General features: G+C 40.6%; 18 protein-coding genes and 1 pseudogene. 14 read left to right on the top strand and 5 right to left on the bottom strand.

The annotated features are described in order from the left end of the window. Window positions 1-14: 14 nt before the first annotated feature. Both DDU33_RS09835 and DDU33_RS09830 read right to left on the bottom strand, forming a co-directional pair. Window positions 15-1,319 carry an acetyl-CoA C-acyltransferase gene (locus DDU33_RS09835; protein ID WP_108924915.1) on the bottom strand — a complete coding sequence of 435 codons (1,305 nt, stop codon included), beginning with the start codon at window positions 1,317-1,319 and terminating at the stop codon, window positions 15-17. A gap of 55 nt (window positions 1,320-1,374) precedes the next feature. Further along, the gene (locus DDU33_RS09830; RefSeq protein ID WP_005819175.1) at window positions 1,375-1,605 is read right to left on the bottom strand and encodes a YceK/YidQ family lipoprotein; all 231 of its coding nucleotides are present in this window, start codon (window positions 1,603-1,605) and stop codon (window positions 1,375-1,377) included. Between the two features lie 98 nt (window positions 1,606-1,703). Here DDU33_RS09830 and leuB point away from each other — a divergent pair, with 98 nt between their 5' ends. From leuB to trpA, 7 genes are all read left to right on the top strand, one after another. Next, window positions 1,704-2,786 (top strand): 3-isopropylmalate dehydrogenase, encoded by a 1,083-nt coding sequence (gene leuB / locus DDU33_RS09825; RefSeq protein WP_005819173.1) that lies wholly within the window; start codon window positions 1,704-1,706, stop codon window positions 2,784-2,786. A 217-nt stretch (window positions 2,787-3,003) separates the two neighbouring features. Then, window positions 3,004-3,597, top strand: a complete 594-nt coding sequence (gene rdgB, locus DDU33_RS09820) for an RdgB/HAM1 family non-canonical purine NTP pyrophosphatase (RefSeq protein WP_108924913.1) — start codon at window positions 3,004-3,006, stop codon at window positions 3,595-3,597. 7 nt (window positions 3,598-3,604) lie between these two features. Further along, window positions 3,605-3,925 carry a YbjQ family protein gene (locus DDU33_RS09815; RefSeq protein WP_005821403.1) on the top strand — a complete coding sequence of 107 codons (321 nt, stop codon included), beginning with the start codon at window positions 3,605-3,607 and terminating at the stop codon, window positions 3,923-3,925. Then, the gene (locus DDU33_RS09810; RefSeq protein ID WP_108924911.1) at window positions 3,925-4,380 is read left to right on the top strand and encodes a YcgN family cysteine cluster protein; all 456 of its coding nucleotides are present in this window, start codon (window positions 3,925-3,927) and stop codon (window positions 4,378-4,380) included. Before DDU33_RS09815 ends, DDU33_RS09810 begins: the two co-directional genes overlap by 1 nt. Before the next feature lie 109 nt (window positions 4,381-4,489). Beyond that, window positions 4,490-5,242, top strand: coding sequence for an SDR family oxidoreductase (locus DDU33_RS09805; protein WP_108924909.1), 753 nt, complete (start codon window positions 4,490-4,492; stop codon window positions 5,240-5,242). 19 nt (window positions 5,243-5,261) lie between these two features. Continuing rightward, window positions 5,262-6,458 carry a tryptophan synthase subunit beta gene (gene trpB / locus DDU33_RS09800; protein ID WP_108924907.1) on the top strand — a complete coding sequence of 399 codons (1,197 nt, stop codon included), beginning with the start codon at window positions 5,262-5,264 and terminating at the stop codon, window positions 6,456-6,458. Next, the gene (gene trpA / locus DDU33_RS09795; RefSeq protein WP_108924905.1) at window positions 6,455-7,261 is read left to right on the top strand and encodes a tryptophan synthase subunit alpha; all 807 of its coding nucleotides are present in this window, start codon (window positions 6,455-6,457) and stop codon (window positions 7,259-7,261) included. Before trpB ends, trpA begins: the two co-directional genes overlap by 4 nt. 72 nt (window positions 7,262-7,333) lie before the next feature. Here the strand turns inward: trpA and DDU33_RS09790 are convergent, their stop codons facing one another. Together DDU33_RS09790 and DDU33_RS09785 are read right to left on the bottom strand one after the other, a co-directional pair. Then, the gene (locus DDU33_RS09790) at window positions 7,334-8,734 is read right to left on the bottom strand and encodes a porin family protein (protein ID WP_108924904.1); all 1,401 of its coding nucleotides are present in this window, start codon (window positions 8,732-8,734) and stop codon (window positions 7,334-7,336) included. 96 nt (window positions 8,735-8,830) lie between these two features. Next, window positions 8,831-11,236, bottom strand: a complete 2,406-nt coding sequence (locus tag DDU33_RS09785) for a HupA family protein (RefSeq protein ID WP_108924903.1) — start codon at window positions 11,234-11,236, stop codon at window positions 8,831-8,833. A gap of 148 nt (window positions 11,237-11,384) precedes the next feature. Between DDU33_RS09785 and DDU33_RS09780 the strand changes: the two genes are divergently transcribed. The 7 genes and pseudogenes from DDU33_RS09780 (at window position 11,385) to DDU33_RS09750 (ending at window position 18,394) form a co-directional block, all read left to right on the top strand. Then, window positions 11,385-11,771 (top strand): helix-turn-helix domain-containing protein, encoded by a 387-nt coding sequence (locus tag DDU33_RS09780; RefSeq protein WP_108924902.1) that lies wholly within the window; start codon window positions 11,385-11,387, stop codon window positions 11,769-11,771. Window positions 11,772-12,022: 251 nt separating this feature from the next. After that, a complete protein-coding gene (gene polA, locus DDU33_RS09775) occupies window positions 12,023-14,875 on the top strand; it encodes a DNA polymerase I (protein WP_108924901.1) in 2,853 nt (950 codons plus the stop codon). Window positions 14,876-14,953: 78 nt separating this feature from the next. Further along, a complete protein-coding gene (gene lolA / locus DDU33_RS09770; RefSeq protein WP_108924900.1) occupies window positions 14,954-15,595 on the top strand; it encodes an outer membrane lipoprotein periplasmic chaperone LolA in 642 nt (213 codons plus the stop codon). Window positions 15,596-15,614: 19 nt separating this feature from the next. Further along, complete coding sequence (gene trpR, locus DDU33_RS09765) at window positions 15,615-15,923, top strand: trp operon repressor (protein ID WP_005819727.1); 309 nt, start codon at window positions 15,615-15,617, stop codon at window positions 15,921-15,923. Further along, window positions 15,910-16,701, top strand: a complete 792-nt coding sequence (gene mtgA / locus DDU33_RS09760; protein ID WP_108924899.1) for a monofunctional biosynthetic peptidoglycan transglycosylase — start codon at window positions 15,910-15,912, stop codon at window positions 16,699-16,701. The genes trpR and mtgA overlap by 14 nt, the downstream gene beginning before the upstream one ends. A gap of 62 nt (window positions 16,702-16,763) precedes the next feature. Then, window positions 16,764-17,483 (top strand): annotated as a pseudogene (nfsA, locus tag DDU33_RS09755) (oxygen-insensitive NADPH nitroreductase). Further along, window positions 17,480-18,394: an ATP-grasp domain-containing protein gene (locus tag DDU33_RS09750; protein ID WP_108924898.1), complete on the top strand. Its 915-nt coding sequence runs from the start codon at window positions 17,480-17,482 to the stop codon at window positions 18,392-18,394. Before nfsA ends, DDU33_RS09750 begins: the two are co-directional and overlap by 4 nt. A gap of 39 nt (window positions 18,395-18,433) precedes the next feature. On the opposite strand, the gene DDU33_RS09745 is transcribed toward DDU33_RS09750, so the two are convergent. Next, window positions 18,434-18,922, bottom strand: a complete 489-nt coding sequence (locus DDU33_RS09745) for a Dps family protein (protein WP_005819721.1) — start codon at window positions 18,920-18,922, stop codon at window positions 18,434-18,436. Between the last annotated feature and the right edge of the window lie 40 nt (window positions 18,923-18,962).

Below are 18,962 nucleotides of genomic sequence, written 5' to 3'. Positions count from 1 at the left end.
GATTTATCCTGCCATTATTCACTTTCTAAAACCATTGCTGCTCCTAAGCCGCCTAAACCGCTTGAAGCCACTAATGAAATACCTCCCCCCTTACGCTTGAGAGCATGGAGAGATTGAATTACCGTTCTTAAACTGGTTACCGCTCGAGGGTTACCAAAGGCAATAGAACCGCCTAAATGGTTGAGTTTTTCCATATCAATTTTGCCCAAACAAGCGGTACGATTGAGTTGATTTTTTGCAAATTCATCTGATTCAAATAAACGAATATTCATAATCATTTGGCTTGCGGAGGTTTCATGAATATCAATGTAATCCATATCTTGGAGCGTTAAACCGGCTCGTGTTAATGCAGAAGCACTGGCAACCGTCGCACCTGCAAACATATTTTGCCAAATATCATTGCCGGTAATCGCATAGCTACGGATATAACCTAATACCTCTAGTCCTAAATTTTTAGCCTTACTTTCATTCATTAACAGAACAGCAGCAGCTCCGTCCATCGGTTGTGGAATATTGGCTTCTGTTACGGTGGCGTAAGGCTTATTCACAATCGGGTTAAAGCGTTGGTAGTATTGTGGTTTAGTTGCCGCATTGATGAGTGTATCGGCAACCACAAAATCCGTGTATGGACGAGGAACAGATTGCATAACTTCATCTTTAAATACCCCTAATTTCCATGCATTAGCGGCTTTTTCGTTGGAGTAACGGGCAAATTCATCTTGTTCCGCACGACTGATTTGATGATCTTGAGCCATTTGTTCCGAGATCTCAGCCACAGAGAGTTGCGTTGTAAAATCCTTTAAATTGACACCGTGAGGTTTGAAATCGCTCCACGAAAAATTGCGAAAACGGCGGAATTTTTCATCTAAAGTTTCCGCTTTAAAGATCGATTTAAATTTATAGATAACACGAGGGCTAATGCTAATCGGTGCATTTGAAATAGAGTCTGCCCCACCGGCAATACCGCTAGAAATCGAGCCACTAATAATACTGCCGGCAACATTGGCAATAGCTTGTAAGCCTGATAAGCAAGAGCTACTAATGCTGTATGATTGTAAATAGGGCATATTCAGCGCTAATGCAATTTCGCGTGCAGGGTTTGGAATATCGGGTTGTTGGATAACTTGCCCAAAAACAAGTTGCTCAATTTCTTTGCGATCAATGGCTAAACGGCTTAATAATTCATTGGTGACCATGGTTCCTAAGCTGGTTGCATAAGCATCTTTAAAGCCTGTATCACGGCGAGCAAAGGGCGTACGTAAGCCGGATACAATAGCAATACGCTCCCCTTGGGCAGTAAGAAGATGTTGGTTTGGCATAAGTTATCCTTTAAATATGAGATTGCCGTAAAAAATATATTTTAGCATAGTTAATCTATTGACTGAGCGTAACAGGAAGCATCAATGTATCAAGTACAAAACTTAATGGAAGATCAATAACCGCCAGTACGCTTAATATGCCACCTTGTTGGATGACCGAAAAATCATTTGACACACCGCCATAAACGGCATAATCGCCACTTGATAAACTGACAATAGTGCCACAAGCGGTTAAATTTAGACTGAAAAATACCAAAAGAAGTATTTTGATTAAAACGGGCTTCATTTTATTTCCTTGGTGCAAAAGTTAATTCTAGCTCATAATTCGCTTTTTAGTTAGAATAAGGCGGATTTATTTTATATTTCACATAAATTGAGGATAGTATGCAAACTTACAACATTGCGGTTTTAGCAGGGGACGGTATTGGCCCTGAAGTGATGGCTCAAGCCATTAAAGTGCTTGAAGCAACACAACAAAAATTTGGTTTTAAGCTCAATTTTAATCATTTTAATATCGGTGGTGCTGCGATTGATGCGCAAGGTAAAGCCTTACCGGAAAATACGTTAAAAGGCTGTGAAGAAGCCGATGCGATTTTATTCGGTTCGGTGGGCGGTCCTAAATGGGCAAATTTACCGCCGGATGAACAGCCTGAACGTGGTTCATTATTACCACTACGTAAACATTTTTCTCTATTCTGTAATTTACGCCCTGCGGCACTTTATAAAGGCTTAGAAAAATTCTGTCCATTACGTGCGGATATTGCAGCAAAAGGCTTTGATATGGTGGTAGTGCGTGAGCTAACTGGTGGTATCTATTTTGGACAACCAAAAGGACGTGAAGGCGAAGGCGCACAAACTAAAGCATTTGATACGGAAGTCTATTACAAATATGAAATCGAACGTATTGCACGTGTAGCCTTTGAGTCGGCAATGAAACGTAAAAAACGTGTTACTTCTGTGGACAAAGCCAACGTATTAGCAAGCTCGATTTTATGGCGTGAAACGGTAACCGAAATTGCTAAAGAGTATCCGGAAGTAACGTTAGAGCATATGTATATTGATAATGCGACAATGCAGCTTATTAAAGCACCGGAGTCTTTTGACATCTTACTTTGCTCAAATATCTTTGGCGATATTATTTCTGATGAAGCGGCGATGATTACCGGTTCAATGGGAATGTTGCCATCAGCGAGTTTAAATGAAAAAGGCTTTGGTTTATATGAGCCGGCAGGTGGTTCAGCTCCGGATATCGCCGGTAAAAACATTGCGAACCCGATTGCGCAAATTCTTTCAGCCGCAATGATGTTGCGTTATAGCTTTAATTTAAACGAAGCAGCAGATGCGATTGAAGCTGCTATTCAAAAAGCATTAGCAGATGGCTATCGCACTGGCGATTTAGCCGATGATGCCGCACCGATTTCAACATCAGAAATGGGTGATGTAATTGCTAAAAACATTTTAGCTTAATCAGTAAAATCAATGGGCGAAGAAAATACTTCGCCCTTTTTCTCATTTTTTGGAATGATGTAGCAGTTGCAAGGTAAATTTAATTTCCTTATGTAGGGGCGAATTACATTCGCCCTTATGCTCCTTTGCTGGTTTTGGGGCAAATGTAATTTGCCCCTACGAAGTGATATAAACAAAAGCTACATAATATCGTATTTTTCTAACCAGAGAATAACCTATGCAAAAAACAAAAATTGTGCTTGCCACGGGCAACCAAGGCAAAGTAGAAGAGATGGCGGACGTATTAGCTGAATTTGGTTTTGAAGTGATTGCACAAAGCGAATTTGGCATTGAAAGCCCTGAAGAAACAGGTTTAACCTTTGTCGAAAATGCACTTATTAAAGCACGCTATGCTTCGCAAATGACGGGATTACCGGCAATTGCAGACGACTCCGGATTAGCTGTTGAGGCATTAGGCGGCGCACCCGGTTTATATTCGGCGCGTTATGCAGGCGAAGATGGTAATGATCAAGCCAACCGTAAAAAACTTTTAGAAGAAATGGCGAACGTGGCAGATCAAGATCGTGCGGCGAAGTTTGTTAGTTGCATTGTGATGTTGCAACACCCAACCGATCCAACCCCTAAAATTGCCATTGGCGAATGTTTTGGCGAAATTTTAAAAGAAGAACGTGGTCAAAATGGTTTTGGTTATGATGCGTTATTTTTCTATCCGCCAAAACAATGTTCGTTTGCGGAATTAGAAACGGCGGAAAAGAAAAAAATTTCGCACCGTGCGATGGCATTACAATCCCTTAAACAACAATTGAAATAGGAAGATTATGATTATTACAACAACCCCAACGATTGATGGTAAACAGATTACCGAATATAAAGGTCTTGTGTTTGGTGAAGTCGTTTCAGGCGCAAACTTTATCCGTGATTTTTTAGCCAGCATTACCGATGTGATTGGCGGACGTTCCGGTGCTTATGAAAGCAAATTAAATAGTGCAAGAAAAGAAGCCTTAGCAGAGCTTGAGCAGGAAGCTAAAAAGATTGGCGCAAATGCAGTTGTCGGTGTTTCTATGGAATATCAATCTATGGGCGGCGATAAAGGAATGTTTATTGTCGTGGCGACCGGCACAGCAGTAGTGGTGAGATAATGTTGCAAAAAAATTTGCAAATTGAACCGCTTTTTTGGCAAAAAAAGTCATTACTTGAAATGAATGAGGCGGAATGGGAAGCCCTCTGTGATGGGTGCGGAAAATGCTGCTATCGCAAATATATTCAAGGGCGAGGCAAGCGAGAAAAATTGTATTACACCCGTGTTGCTTGTAATTTACTTGATGTCGATACAGGGCGTTGTGGCAATTATGCTAACCGCTTTAAGCTGGAAAGCGACTGCACCAAACTCACGAAAAAGAATTTACCTGATTTTGGTTGGTTGCCAAAAACGTGCGCTTATCGCCTGATTTATGAGGGGAAACCTTTGTTTGATTGGCACCCTTTGATTTCGCAAGATCTTCATTCAGTGAAAAATGCCAATGTGCTAATTCCGCATGGTATTCACGAAAAAGATGTGATTGATTGGTTTGAATTTGTGATTGATGAAGTTTAATAAACGGTAGGAATGGATGAGTAATCAAAAATTCCTACCGTTTTTACTTGCATAAACCCTTTTTTTGTACTACTTTAGTAGTGCAAACATTTTTACGGAGAAGAAAATAATGAAAACAGCATTCGTAACTGGCGCAACATCAGGATTTGGTCGTGCAATTTGTATTAAATTAATTGAAGCAGGCTACAAAGTTATCGGAACAGGCAGACGTGTGGAGCGTTTAGCTGAATTACATTCGCAACTGGGTAATCATTTTCTACCGCTTGCATTTGATATTCGAAATGAAGAAGCCACTAAGCAAGCATTAGCAAGCCTCCCTGAAGGCTGGCAAGCGGTGGATTTATTAGTAAATAATGCAGGATTAGCTTTAGGATTAGAACCGGCTCATCAAGCTGCTTTATCTGAATGGCAGCAAATGATAGATACCAATATTACAGGGCTAGTGACGATAACCCGCTTGATTTTACCGCAAATGGTTGAACGTAATTCGGGGCATATTATCAACTTAAGTTCTATTGCGGGGAATTATCCTTACTTCGGCGGTAATGTGTACGGGGCAACAAAAGCATTTGTTACCCAATTTAGCTTAAATTTAAGAGCGGATTTGGTTGGCACAAAAGTTCGAGTAAGTAATGTTGAACCGGGCTTATGTGGCGGAACCGAGTTTTCAAATGTGCGTTTTCGTGGCGATGATGAAAAAGCCGCCGAGGTTTATAAAGATGTCCAATCTATTCAACCCGAAGATATTGCCAACATTGTTTTATGGCTCAATCAGCAACCTGAACACGTAAACATTAACCGTATTGAAGTGATGCCGGTTGCGCAAACTTTTGCCGGTTTAAAAGTCGCAAAAAATCTCTAAAAGAAATCAGGAAAATAATATGTCAGACACTCTTCTTAACCCTTATTTCGGCGAATTCGGCGGAATGTATGTCCCCGAAATTCTTGTGCCGGTATTAAAACAGTTGGAAAAAGCTTTTGTAGAAGCGCAGCAAGATCCGAGCTTTCAAGCAGAATTTACCGATTTATTGAAAAATTATGCCGGTCGCCCAACGGCTCTAACCCTTTGTCGTAATTTAACCAAAGGAACAAAAACCAAGCTCTATCTAAAACGTGAGGATTTATTACACGGCGGAGCGCATAAAACAAACCAAGTATTAGGGCAAATTTTATTGGCAAAACGAATGGGCAAAACCCGTATCATTGCGGAAACTGGCGCAGGACAGCACGGTGTTGCGACCGCATTAGCCTGTGCAATGTTGGGAATGCCTTGCGTGGTTTATATGGGGGCCAAAGATGTGGAACGTCAATCGCCGAATGTATTTCGTATGCGTTTAATGGGGGCGGAAGTTATCCCTGTACAAAAAGGTTCTTGCTCGTTAAAAGATGCTTGTTGCGAAGCAATGCGAGATTGGGCGGCAAATTATGAAACAACTCACTACTTAATTGGTACGGCTGCCGGTCCACACCCATTCCCGACCATTGTGCGTGAATTTCAAAAAATGATTGGCGAAGAAACTAAACGTCAAATTCTTGAAAAAGAAGACCGCTTGCCTGATGCGGTGATTGCCGCAGTGGGTGGTGGCTCAAATGCGATTGGTATGTTTGCTGATTTTATTGAAGAAACAGCGGTAAAATTGATTGGTGTTGAACCGGCAGGGAAAGGAATTGAAACAGGCGAACACGGCGCACCGTTAAAACACGGCACAACGGGGATTTATTTCGGTATGAAATCCCCGATTATGCAAGACAAAGACGGGCAAATTGAAGAGTCCTATTCAATTTCTGCCGGTTTAGATTTCCCTTCTGTTGGTCCGCAACACGCTTATTTAAATGCCATTGGACGAGCGGATTATGTGTCTATTACCGATCAAGAAGCACTTGATGCTTTCCAAGCGTTGGCAAAAAATGAAGGGATTATTCCGGCATTAGAGTCTTCCCACGCATTGGCTTATGCTTTAAAACTCATTCAACAAAATCCTGAAAAAGAGCAATTACTGGTGGTAAACCTTTCCGGACGAGGCGATAAAGACATTTTCACGGTCGATAAAATTTTAAATGGAGGGAACGCAGAATGAGCCGTTTTGATCAATGTGTTGCAAAATTAAAAGCGAAAAATGAAGGGGCTTTTGTACCATTTGTTACCTTATGCGATCCCAATTTTGATCGCTCGTGGGAAATCATTGAAACCTTAATTGCAAACGGTGCAGATGCCTTAGAACTTGGCTTTCCGTTTTCTGATCCGTTACTCGATGGACCTGTTATCCAAGCCGCCAATAAACGAGCATTAGATGGCGGATACAGTACCGATGCTTGTTTTGAATTGATTGCGAAAATTCGTCAAAAATACCCTGAAATCCCAATCGGCTTACTCCTTTGTGCCAATTTAATTTTTGTGCCAACAGCGGACGTTTTCTTTAAACGTTGCGCAGAAAATGGCGTTGATGCAGTGTTGATTGCGGATTTACCGGTTTTAGCCGCAGAAGAATTTACCGGCACGGCAAAAAAATATGGTATTCAACCCGTCTTTATTTGCCCGCCAAATGCTGACCAAGCGACCATTGAAAAAGTAGCAGAATTAACCGAAGGCTATACTTACTTAGTTTCTCGTGCCGGCGTAACCAGTGCTGAAAATCAAGCGCACGCCAGCAACTTAGATCACTTAGTTGAAAACCTCAAGCGGTCAAATTCTGCGCCTATTTTACAAGGCTTTGGCATTGCAAAACCGGCTCAAGTAAAAGAAGCATTAGCTCTAGGTTGCGATGGTGCAATTTCCGGCTCGGCAATTGTAAAAATCATTGAAGCGAATTTGGCTAATCAAACCAAATTGCTAAAAGAGCTAGGGCAATTTGTGAAGGAAATGAAGGCGGCGACACTTTAAATTGTATATGCTGACATAATGACCGCTTAAGCGGTCATTTTTGCGGAACATTGAGCGTAAATATCTTCTCTATTAAAACGTCTTCTCAAAACTCAAATAAACCCGATTTCGTTTATACGAATGAAGATCTGCTAAATTTGAGTTCACACGCTGATATTGATAGCTGATTTTCGGCGTAATTCCCCAAAAATGCAGGTTACGATGCCAAAGTGTAACGTTCAGACCTAACTCTCTATCTTGACGTACTTGATTAAAAATGCGGTGAGCTTGGTCAAATTCACGCTTTCCATAACTGAGCTGAATACGGCTGGAAATGCCGCCCCACCATTCCTGTCCCCAACCGATTCGCCCAGTATAACGTTTGGAAGCCAAAGAACGCTCTAGCGTCCTATCTCGCAACAAATCTACACCGCCATAGAGATAACTTTTCGCATTAAAGGCATAAAGTAGCGTGGCAGAACCAAATAATGTCGTGCTATCTGCCAGCTGATTTTCGCCCCGATGTTTGAGCTTGCCCATCTCGCCTGCGGTAGAAAGTTGCCATTGAGAAGCAAGCCAATGTTCGGCTTCAACTCGAACCCCATAGCCGTGATTGTAGCGATGATTACCATACCAACGCATTTCGTAATAAGGCAAAAAGGCAAGACGACTTTGAGCATTTTGATATTGGTAGCCAAGGCTTGAACGGTTTTGCTGATCGTCAAATTGATGATTATCCCAATAGGATTTTCCGCTAAATTGGTTCTCAAAATGTAGATAGTGCGAGCCGCTGACATTCCAATTTTTAGCCAAATTGAGATGATAACTTAGCCCATTTGCTGATTGCGGTAACGACTCTTCCGTTTTCTTAAACGGTACATTCCCAATCCAAACATAAGGCGAATTTGAGGCATTATTAACATTGCTTTCGTGCAAATAATTAATACCAAAATCGAAAGACCAATCCGAACGTTTTTGAATAGCGGCAATATATTGTTCCACCCCATTTGCAATTTGAGGCGGTAATCCGTCTGCTTGTAGCTTACGAAATTGTGAAAGTGCGGCTTCATTTTGCCGATCTTCAAACAACATTTGCGCCAAACGAAAACGCACAGGCTGAAAATTAGGGTGCTTCGCAATAATGCCACGATAGAGATCAATTGCCGTTTTATAATCCCCTTGGCTTGCCAAAATAATGCCGTTGGCATAATCGATCAGTATCAAATCGGGATTAGGTGTTTGTTGGTAAATCCGCACCAGTTCAGGCAATAAATGAAATTGTCGGCTATCAATCGCCCGATTTAACATTTGACGAGTCAGTTCAGGCTTACTGATCAGCTCTTGGGTTAACGTGATTTCCTCACTATTTGCGGATTTTTCTGAAAAAATAACCGCTTGTTTTGGTAATGTAGGCTCGGCAGGTTTAATTGCTAGATCGGGATTAGCGTTGGCAACTAAGGGAATAAAAAGGGTAAGGGGGAGATATTTTTTCATTTTGAATTTTTTATTTAATCAAGTGCTGTTTATTGATTCTTGAAAATATATTGTAGGATTCGTAGGGGCGGGGTTTATCCCCGCCCGTGCGATCAATTATTGGCGTTTACCTCCAAAGCTTAAATCATTCCCCGTAGTTCCGACTACTTCTTCCGCATTTGGTCCTGCAAAAATTCCATCATATCTTGGATTTACTTCAGGATAATTACTTTGCCCTGAGAATTTAACTTGCTGCCCTGAAATTGTGATAGTGCCATCATATAGTTGATAATTATTTCCTTCTAAATTAGTGATTTCTCCATTCACTTTTTCAGATTGAAAATCTACGTTTAATTTGAAATCACCAGTTATAGGAGCAATCCCTTTATTGTTTATTTTTATTACCTTACCAGTATAAACAGCCTTAGTTGCTCTTTTGAGATATTCACTAGAACTTTGTGTAGGTAATGAAATGACATCTGTCCATAATGCCACATCCGAACTACTAATTGAATCTGTGTTTACGCTCCAAGCTAGATAAGTTGAATATTGTTGATTGACAAAATTAGCATTCAAAATATGTTCTTCTTTTTTTCCTGACAAAGTGTTTCTACTAGCATAAACAGGTATAGAATTAACTTGATCTGATATATTATAATCTCCAAAATTAATCCCTTTTTGTAATTCTCCTGATTCTAATTTTCCAGAAAGAATCACTGAATATGAGTCTGTAATTCTTAATTTATTATTCTTACTAATACTATTGCCTGATATATTAGTTTTCAAAAATCTCCAAGTGTTGTCTTGGGTTAAAAACTCCCATTTCTTAGCCTCTGCCTCTGCTTCTAAACGTATTCTTTCTGCTTCTGCTCTAATAGGAGCTAATTCTTCTTCCAATGTGGTAATTTTGGATTGAGCTTCTTCCAATGCTTTAGCTGCTTTTTCTGCCGCCGCTTGAGCTTTAGCCTGTTCTGCTGCAGTTGCCGCTTCGGCATTTTTTACTGCCTGTTGTGCTGCCGCTAAATCTTGAGCCGCTTTTTCTGCCGCTGCTTGAGCTTTAGCTTGCTCTGCTGCAGTTGCCGCTTCGGCATTTTTTACCGCTTGTTGTGCAGCCGCTAAATCTTGAGCCGCTTTTTCTGCCACTGCTTGAGCCTTAGCTTTTTCTGCAGCGGTTGCATTTTCAGCATTTTTTACTGCCTGTTGTGCAGCCGCTAAATCTTGAGCTGCTTTTTTTGCAGCAGCTTGTGCTTTAGCTTGTTCTGCAGCTGTTGCTGATTCGGCATTTTTTACTGCCTGTTGTGCCGCTGCTAAATCTTGAGCCGCTTTTTCTGCAGCTGCTTGTGCTTTCTCTTTTTCTTTAGCAGTTGCTGCTTCGGCATTTTTTACTGCCTGTTGTGCCGCTGCTAAATCTTGAGCCGCTTTTTCTGCAGCTGCTTGTGCTTTCTCTTTTTCTTTAGCAGTTGCCGCTTCGGCATTTTTTACTGCCTGTTGTGCCGCTGCTAAATTTTGAGCTGCTTTTTCTGCTGCCGCTTGCGCTTTAGCTTGTTCTGCTGCAGTTGTCGCTTCGGCATTTTTAACCGCTTGTTGCGCTGCGGCTAAGTCTTTAGTGGCTTTATCCGCAGCTGCTTGCGCTTTGGCTTGTTCTGCAGCAGTCGCCGCTTCAGCATTTTTGACCGCTTGCTGTGCTGCGGCTAAATCTTTAGCTGCTTTTTCCGTTGCTGCTTGAGCTTTAGCTTGTTCTGTAGCAGTGGCTGCTTCCGCAGCTTTAACTGCTTGTTGCGCTGCGGCTAAGTCTTGCGCAGCTTTCTCTGCCGCTGCTTGGGCTTTAGCTTGTTCCGCTGCCGTTGCTGCTTCCGCATTTTTAACCGCTTGTTGCGCTGCGGCTAAATCTTTAGCGGCTTTATCCGCAGCTGCTTGAGCTTTAGCTTGTTCTGCAGCAGTCGCTGCTTCGGCATTTTTAACCGCTTGTTGCGCTGCGGCTAAGTCTTTAGTGGCTTTATCCGCAGCTGCTTGCGCTTTGGCTTGCTCCGCTGCTGTCGCCGCTTCGGCGTTTTTAACGGCTTGTTGCGCTGCGGCTAAATCTTGTGCCGCTTTTTCTGCTGCCGTTTGCGCTTTGGCTTGTTCTGCAGCAGTAGCTGCTTCGGCATTTTTAACGGCTTGCTGTGCTGCGGCTAAATCTTGAGCAGCTTTATCTACAGCAGCTTGTGCTTTTGTTTTTTCTGCTACAGTGGCATTTTCTGCATTTTTTAACGCTTGTTGTGCTTTTGCCAGTTCAGCTTCCGCTTTTGCTTTAGCTGTTTCACTCGCTTTTACTTTTTCTGAAGCCTGATTTGCATTATTTTGCGCAGATTTAACCGCTTGTTGCTCGGCTTCCACCTGTTTTTTTAAGGCTTCAATTTGCTTTGCTTGCTCCAGGTTATCAGTCGGTGCAGATGAGCCACCGCCACCACCGCCTGAGCTACAAGCTGTTACGCCTAATGAAACCAAAATCGCCATTGCTGCTGTTTTAACTGACAAACGCATAGAAAGTCCTTATTTTAAAGTGTTATTTAACGAAAATATGTGTAAAATACGAGCTATTTTAAAAGTAGGCTTAATCTTCCGCTAACAACAAACGGTGTGGGGAATCCACTCAATTTGTGGGTGGACAAATCAAGAAAAGGGGCAATTTGTGAGTGTTAATGAAAAAATCCGTATGGTGCGAGAAATGAACCAATGGTCGCAAGAAGAGATGGCGGCAAAAATGAATATGTCCACCAACGGTTACGCTAAAATTGAACGTGGTGAAACAAAACTTAATTTACATAAACTCGAACAAATTGCTCAAATTTTTAATATTGATGTGTTGGAACTAATGAATTGTGAGGGAAAAGGCGTTCTATTTTTGATGAACGAACACGCCAATAATACGAATTATTATGGAAATCCTGAAAATCTCACTGCCGAAATTGAAAAATTAAAACTGACTATCGCTCATAAAGATGAAATGCTTGCTCAGAAAAATGAGGAAATTGTCGCCTTGAAAGAGATTATTGCACTATTAAAAGATAAGGCGTAAATATAGTGCTGTTTTTTATAAATTTATGTAGGGGAAACCCTCCTATTGCGATATTGATATTTTTTCGGGCAGGGATAAACTCTGCCCTTATCGTGTAATAACGCCTATCATTTTTTATTCTCTGTTGTGACACAAACCTTCTTAAGCTCAAAGCTATGTCGTATGACGATGCATCGTGTTTAATCTAGTTTGGTTCTTACATTTTGTTGTATAATCCCTTCCGTAATTAATTAACACATATCGAGATTTTAATGGCTAAAATTGCATCTAATCCCCTTGTTCTTGTCGATGGTTCTTCCTATCTTTATCGAGCTTTCCACGCTTTTCCACCTTTAAGCAATAAGAATGGAGAGCCAACCGGCGCAATGTATGGCGTATTAAATATGCTAAAAAGTTTGATTGCTCAAGTTGAGCCAAGCCATATTGCGGTGGTATTTGATGCAAAAGGCAAAACATTCCGAGATGAGTTGTTTGAACAATATAAATCTCATCGTCCACCGATGCCCGATGATTTACGGGCGCAAGTTCAACCGCTTCACACCATTATCAAAGCATTAGGTATTCCGCTGATTTCAATTGAAGGCGTAGAAGCCGATGATGTGATTGGCACGCTTGCTGTTCAAGCAGCGAAAGATGGCAAAGATGTCTTGATTAGTACTGGCGATAAAGATATGGCGCAGTTGGTTAATGAGCATATTATGTTGATTAACACGATGACCAATACGTTGCTAGACCGAGATGGTGTGATTGAAAAATATGGTATTCCACCTGAGTTGATTATCGACTATTTGGCATTACGTGGAGACTCTTCCGATAACATTCCCGGTGTAAAAGGCGTAGGCGAAAAAACTGCGTTAGCCTTATTGCAGGGGATTGGTTCTATTCAGACGATTTATCAAAATTTAGATAAAGTGGCGGAGCTTTCTTTCCGTGGGGCAAAAACATTTGCGCCTAAATTAGAAGCAGAAAAAGAGATGGCAGATCTCTCCTATTTATTGGCAACGATTAAAACGGATGTTGAATTAGAATTTCGTCACGATCAATTAACCACTTCGCCGCAAAATCACGATGAGTTGGTTGCATTATTTAGCCAATATGAATTTAAAAAATGGTTAAGCGAAGTGAAAGGTGGTGCAAATCCGGTTACGCAAACGGAAAAAGTGAGAACGCCAAATGCTTATGAAGCGACACAAGCGGTGCAAAATGAGCCAACTTTTGCAAAAGTGGACATTGACCGTTCTAAGTATGAAACCATTACAGAAATGGCGGCATTAAATCGTTGGCTTGAGAAAATGCAAGCAGAGAAATGTATTGCACTAGACACCGAAACCGACTCGCTTGACTCGATGAGTGCCAATTTAGTTGGGGTTTCATTAGCTCTAGCTAACGGCGAGGCTTGTTATATTCCACTGGCGCATAAAACATTGGTTACCGCTTCCGCAGGGCAAGGCGATTTATTTGCCAATGAGATGGAAACGGTTGGCTATGAATTAGCAAAAAATCAGCTAAATTTAACCGCTTGTTTAGCGCAATTAAAACCGATTTTGGAAAATCCGGAGATTAAAAAAATCGGGCAAAATATTAAATACGATTTAACCGTTTTTGCTAATCACGGCATTAATGTGCAAGGCGTAGCGTTTGATACGATGTTGGAATCTTATACCTTAAATAGCACCGGTCGTCATAATATGGACGATTTGGCGGGGCGCTATCTTGGGCATAAAACCATTGAGTTTGAAACCATTGCCGGCAAAGGTAAAAATCAACTGACTTTTGATCAAATTGAAATCAGCACCGCCGCGGAATATGCCGCTGAAGACGCTGATGTTACGATGAAACTTCATCAAGTTTTATGGTCGCAATTAGCACAAGAGCCAGCGTTGGTTAAATTATTCGATGAAATTGAATTACCATTGGTAAGCGTGCTTTCTCGCATTGAGCGTAACGGGGTGTTGATTGACCCGGCTAAATTAAAGCAACAATCTGATGAAATTGAGCGCCGTTTAGCTGAGCTGGAACAAGAGGTACACAGTGAAGCCGGTTCGGTGTTTAATTTAGCCTCAACCAAACAGCTTCAAGAAATTCTGTTTGAAAAGTTAGGCTTGCCGATTTTGAAGAAAACACCGAAAGGGGCTGCTTCGACAAATGAAGAAGTGTTAGAGGAATTAGCAATGATGGGACATCGTGTGCCAAAATTGTTAATCGAGCATCGAGGATTGAGCAAACTTAAATCGACTTATACGGATAAATTGCCGTTAATGATTAACGCTAAAACAGGGCGAGTGCATACTTCTTATCATCAAGCCGTAACAGCAACGGGGCGTCTTTCTTCAAGTGATCCGAATTTGCAAAACATTCCTATTCGAAATGAAGAGGGAAGACGTATTCGCCAAGCATTTGTTGCTCGTAAAGGCTATAAAATCGTGGCAGCGGACTATTCGCAAATTGAGCTACGTATTATGGCACATTTGGCAAATGATGAGGGGATGTTAAAAGCCTTCGCAGAAGGGAAAGATATTCACCGTTCAACGGCTTCAGAAATTTTTGGTGTGCCATTAGATGAGGTAACAGGCGAACAACGCCGTAATGCAAAAGCGATTAACTTCGGCTTAATTTATGGTATGTCTGAATTTGGTTTGTCTAATCAGCTCGGTATTTCCCGAGCCGATGCAAAGCAGTATATGGAAGCCTATTTCAACCGTTATCCTAATGTTTTACAATTTATGACGGATATAAAAGCAAAAGCCGCAGAAAAAGGTTATGTGGAGACCTTGTTGGGTAGACGCTTATATTTACCGGAAATAAAATCCAGTAATGCAATGCGCCGTAAAGCGGCAGAACGGGTTGCGATCAATGCTCCAATGCAAGGGACGGCAGCAGATATTATTAAAATTGCGATGATTGGCATTGACCGTGTTATTCAACATTCCGATGAAATCAAAATGATTATGCAAGTTCACGATGAATTGGTGTTTGAAGTGAAAGAGGATAAAGTTGAACATTATTCTGCGGTAATTAAAGCCGAAATGGAAAAAGCCATTCAGTTAAATGTTCCTTTAATTGCAGAGGTTGGTGTTGGTGATAATTGGGATGAGGCTCATTAACTTCCTATTACACTCAAGGAACTAGATAACAAATTTAATGGTCAAAGAGAAAAATCTTTAACACAAAAAGGACAACAAATGAAACAAATTATGAAAAAATCATTATTCGGATTAGCATTATTTTCTTTAGCAGGCTCAGCTTTTGCTGATGCTCAGGCTGTTGCAGAATTACAAAATCGTTTAGAGAAAGTTAGCCAGTACAGTGCGGACTTTGCTCAAACGGTACGTTCAAGCAAAGGTAAACAAATTCAATCCGGACAAGGTAAATTCCAAGTGAAACGCCCAAATTTATTCCGTATGGATACGAAATCGCCACAGGAAAATTTAATTGTTTCTGACGGTGCAAATTTATGGTTTTACGACCCTTTTGTTTCACAAGTTACGGTAAACACGGTGCAAGATGCGGTAAATAATACGCCGTTTGTGTTACTGACCAGCAATAATAAAAGTCATTGGGATCAATATGATGTTACCCAAAATATGGACTCTTTTGTGCTAAAACCAAAATCGAAAAAAAGCAGTTTAAAACAATTTGATGTGCGTATTGATGCAAATGGTGTAATGAAAGGCTTTAGCACCATTGAACGTGATGGGCAAAGTAATTTATACGTGTTACGTAATATCACAACGGCAAATGTTTCTTCTGATTTATTCAAATTTAGTGTACCAAAAGGTGCGGAATTAGATGATCAGCGTGGTGGAAAGAAAACGAAAAAATAATTTTGAGTAAGCGGAGTCTATGAAAACGGTTTATCATCAACGAGATCCTAAAGAATGGCAACAGTTTGTCACCTTATTACGTCAAGCGGTTGCCGAAGATAAATTAACTGAATTTTTTGAGCTTTTCTTAACGGCGGATGAGCGAGGTTCGCTTGGTTTACGTACTCAAATTGTGGAACATTTATTAAAAAATGAGTCATCACAACGTGAAATTCAACAAAAATTGAATACCAGTGCGGCAACCATTACGCGTGGTTCGAATATGCTCAAAACATTAGATCCGCAATTTTTAAATTGGGTTAATGAGAAACTAAATGGCAAAGCGTAGAAAAAGTCGCAAAACGAATGGCATTTTTAACCGCTTGTTTAAATTAGGTGTCGATTTTTTTATCCCTAAAGAGATTAGCTCGAAATTAGGTTGGACGTGGTTTGGCTTGAGTCGCTTTGCCACGCCACTATTAGGGGGATTATTTGGACTTATCTTGCTTTTTAGCATCGTACCAGTGCCTTATTCGTCTTATATGATTCAACAAAAAGCAGCGAATCTTATTGAGGGGCAGAAGTATGATATTAAGAAAAAGTGGGTTAGCCTAGATAATATTGCTTGGCAAATGCAGATGGCCGTGATTGCTTCGGAAGATCAAAAATTTGAAAGCCATTTCGGTATTGATTTAAATGCCATTCAAGTTGCTTTAGAGCGAAATGCCAAATCGAAGAAAATTCGTGGAGGCTCGACCATTTCGCAACAAACAGTCAAAAACATGTTCTTATGGCATGGGCAAAGTTGGGTACGTAAAGGTATTGAATTGCCTTTAACCTTTGTGATTGAGAATGTTTGGGGCAAAGAGCGTATTTTAGAGGTGTATCTTAATATCGCCGAATTTGGTAAAGGGATTTTTGGGGTTGAAGCTGCTGCACAAGCGTTTTTTAAAAAATCAGCGAAGCAGCTTACGTTACAAGAGTCAGCTTTATTAGCGGCATCTTTGCCTAATCCATTAATTTACCGAGTAGATAAACCAGGGCCAACAATGCGGAAAAGACAAGCATGGATTGTTCGGCAAGTTTCAGCACTTGGCGGTAAACAATATCTAGATAAACTGGAGTAAGATAAGCGGTTTGATTTGTGATGTATTTTGCAAATCTTACCGTTTTTTTAATAGGAGGCAATATGCAAAGTAAATCTGCACTTGAGACAATTTTATCTCATCGTTCTATTCGTCAATTCACTCAACAACCGATTCCCACAGAGATCATCAATACGCTAATTGATGCCGGCAGACAGGCCTCAACCTCAAATCATTTGCAATGTATTTCGATCATTCGAGTAACCTCACCAGAAATTCGTCAAGGATTTAGAGAGATTACGCAAATGGCATATGTATCAGAAGCTGCGGAATTTTGGGTATTTTGTATCGACTTTCATAAACACAAACAACTTGTACCGGATGTTCAATTGGATTGGGCAGAAGTAAGTTTAATCGGGGCTGTTGATGCAGGCATTATGGCTCAGAATGTGCTCATTGCCGCAGAATCATTAGGATTAGGCGGAGTTTATATCGGCGCTTTGCGAAATGATATTGAAAAAACTGCTTCATTGCTTAATTTACCTGAACATTGTGTGCCGCTGTTTGGACTATGTTTAGGTTATCCAGCGCAAGATCCTGCATTAAAACCACGTTTACCACAAACTTTGATGTGCTATGAAAATCAGTATCAACCTATAGATCAACAAGCATTACAAGGTTATAACCAAACGCTGTCGGCATATTATCAACAAAGAATAGGCGAACCTCAAGAGTAGCAAGCTGCGATTAAAAAAACATTAGCGAAGCCGGTGCGTCCACATATTCTTCCATTTTTCCAAAAGCAAGGGCTTCTAAAAAAATGAGATGGTTAATGCTTTGCCGAGAGCCTCGCTTATACAGCTGCCAACGTTTAAAAGAAGCTTGTGAAGAACAGGGTATTCAATTAGATATTCTTGATCCAAATAGAATGCTGTTAAGCTTAAATTTTGAACAAGATAAGCCGGTATTTCAGCTTTTTTATCAAGAAGGGGAGCGATACGATAAAAATTGTAAGCCAGCTTATTTATTGCCTGAATATGATGCGGTATTACCTCGATTTGGTTCATCAAGCACGGAAATGGGTTGTCGGGTTTTACAACATTTTGAAAGCCGGCAGATTAAAGTGTTAAATCGCTCAGAGGCTTTTCGTTTAGCTCGCGATAAATGGCAAAGTTTACAAAAATTATTAGCGAATAATATTCCTGTACCTATGAGTAGTTTCGCTGGGAGCGAGGTAAGCAATACTGAATTATTAGCATTACATCAATACCCTTTGGTTGTGAAAACTTTGTCTGGCTCACAAGGTGTTGGTGTAATGTTAATTGAAAATCAGCGAAGCGGGCAGAGTGTATTAGATACATTAAAGCAAGCTAATCTTCCTGTATTAACGCAACATTTTATTGCGGAGGCTAAAGGACAGGATATTCGGGCATTTGTTATAGGAAATCAAGTAGTTGCAGCTATGCAACGCCAAAGTTCTGAAGGGGAATTTCGTGCTAATTTACATCAGGGCGGTTCAGCTGAAAAAATTGTGTTAAGTGAAGCAGAAAAGCAAATTGCTCTCAATGCAGCTAAGGTTATCGGATTAGATATTGCTGGTGTCGATCTTTTACGTTCTCATCATGGAACGATGGTTTTAGAAGTCAATGCAAGCCCTGGACTTGAAGGTATTGAAAAAGCGACAGGGCTTAATATCGCCAAAATGATGGTCGATTATGTGATGAAAATGAGATAAAAATAAACTCACTCGATTTGAGTGAGTTTATTTGTCAAATTAGCCTTGGCAAACACCACAAGCGGCTGAGGCAGAGAACATCCAAATTAATTTTTCTTGCTCTTTAATATAGTCGCTCATTTGAGACGCTGTACCTTCATCATCCGCTTCACTTGCAAGATTTAAAATTTCACGTTGTTGAATAAGTAATGTTTTGAAACCTTCTAATGTACCGGTAAGGCATTGGCTTGCTGTTGTTGCATTAACGTGTTCTTGAATACGTGAAGTTTTGAGATACTCACTATATGCATTACTTGGCGTATGACCCAATGTTAAGATACGTTCTGCAATTTCATCAATTTTCACAACAAGATCATCATAAATTTCTTCAAATTTAGCGTGTAATTCAAAGAAGTTTACGCCTTTGATATTCCAATGGTAGCCGCGAACATTCATGTAAAAAACTTGATATGTTGCGAGCAAGCCATTTAACTCTTTTGCTAATTTTTCAGCGGATTCAGTATTAATACCAATATGATTTAATGACATAATTTACTTCCTTATTGATTAATTAAGATTGTGTCTATCT

The organism is Actinobacillus porcitonsillarum, from assembly GCF_003101015.1.
Taxonomy (GTDB): domain Bacteria; phylum Pseudomonadota; class Gammaproteobacteria; order Enterobacterales; family Pasteurellaceae; genus Haemophilus_A; species Haemophilus_A porcitonsillarum.
The sequence above is the reverse complement of the archived record's forward strand: the minus strand, read 5'-3'. Positions and strand labels throughout refer to the sequence as shown.

What these genes read in the sequence shown, in the direction of transcription:
- DDU33_RS09835 (WP_108924915.1), bottom strand. Translation starts at nt 1,319, where the DNA reads ATGCCAAACCAACATCTTCTTACTGCCCAAGGGGAGCGTATTGCTATT.
- DDU33_RS09830 (WP_005819175.1), bottom strand. Translation starts at nt 1,605, where the DNA reads ATGAAGCCCGTTTTAATCAAAATACTTCTTTTGGTATTTTTCAGTCTA.
- leuB (WP_005819173.1), top strand. Translation starts at nt 1,704, where the DNA reads ATGCAAACTTACAACATTGCGGTTTTAGCAGGGGACGGTATTGGCCCT.
- rdgB (WP_108924913.1), top strand. Translation starts at nt 3,004, where the DNA reads ATGCAAAAAACAAAAATTGTGCTTGCCACGGGCAACCAAGGCAAAGTA.
- DDU33_RS09815 (WP_005821403.1), top strand. Translation starts at nt 3,605, where the DNA reads ATGATTATTACAACAACCCCAACGATTGATGGTAAACAGATTACCGAA.
- DDU33_RS09810 (WP_108924911.1), top strand. Translation starts at nt 3,925, where the DNA reads ATGTTGCAAAAAAATTTGCAAATTGAACCGCTTTTTTGGCAAAAAAAG.
- DDU33_RS09805 (WP_108924909.1), top strand. Translation starts at nt 4,490, where the DNA reads ATGAAAACAGCATTCGTAACTGGCGCAACATCAGGATTTGGTCGTGCA.
- trpB (WP_108924907.1), top strand. Translation starts at nt 5,262, where the DNA reads ATGTCAGACACTCTTCTTAACCCTTATTTCGGCGAATTCGGCGGAATG.
- trpA (WP_108924905.1), top strand. Translation starts at nt 6,455, where the DNA reads ATGAGCCGTTTTGATCAATGTGTTGCAAAATTAAAAGCGAAAAATGAA.
- DDU33_RS09790 (WP_108924904.1), bottom strand. Translation starts at nt 8,734, where the DNA reads ATGAAAAAATATCTCCCCCTTACCCTTTTTATTCCCTTAGTTGCCAAC.
- DDU33_RS09785 (WP_108924903.1), bottom strand. Translation starts at nt 11,236, where the DNA reads ATGCGTTTGTCAGTTAAAACAGCAGCAATGGCGATTTTGGTTTCATTA.
- polA (WP_108924901.1), top strand. Translation starts at nt 12,023, where the DNA reads ATGGCTAAAATTGCATCTAATCCCCTTGTTCTTGTCGATGGTTCTTCC.
- lolA (WP_108924900.1), top strand. Translation starts at nt 14,954, where the DNA reads ATGAAACAAATTATGAAAAAATCATTATTCGGATTAGCATTATTTTCT.
- trpR (WP_005819727.1), top strand. Translation starts at nt 15,615, where the DNA reads ATGAAAACGGTTTATCATCAACGAGATCCTAAAGAATGGCAACAGTTT.
- mtgA (WP_108924899.1), top strand. Translation starts at nt 15,910, where the DNA reads ATGGCAAAGCGTAGAAAAAGTCGCAAAACGAATGGCATTTTTAACCGC.
- DDU33_RS09750 (WP_108924898.1), top strand. Translation starts at nt 17,480, where the DNA reads ATGAGATGGTTAATGCTTTGCCGAGAGCCTCGCTTATACAGCTGCCAA.
- DDU33_RS09745 (WP_005819721.1), bottom strand. Translation starts at nt 18,922, where the DNA reads ATGTCATTAAATCATATTGGTATTAATACTGAATCCGCTGAAAAATTA.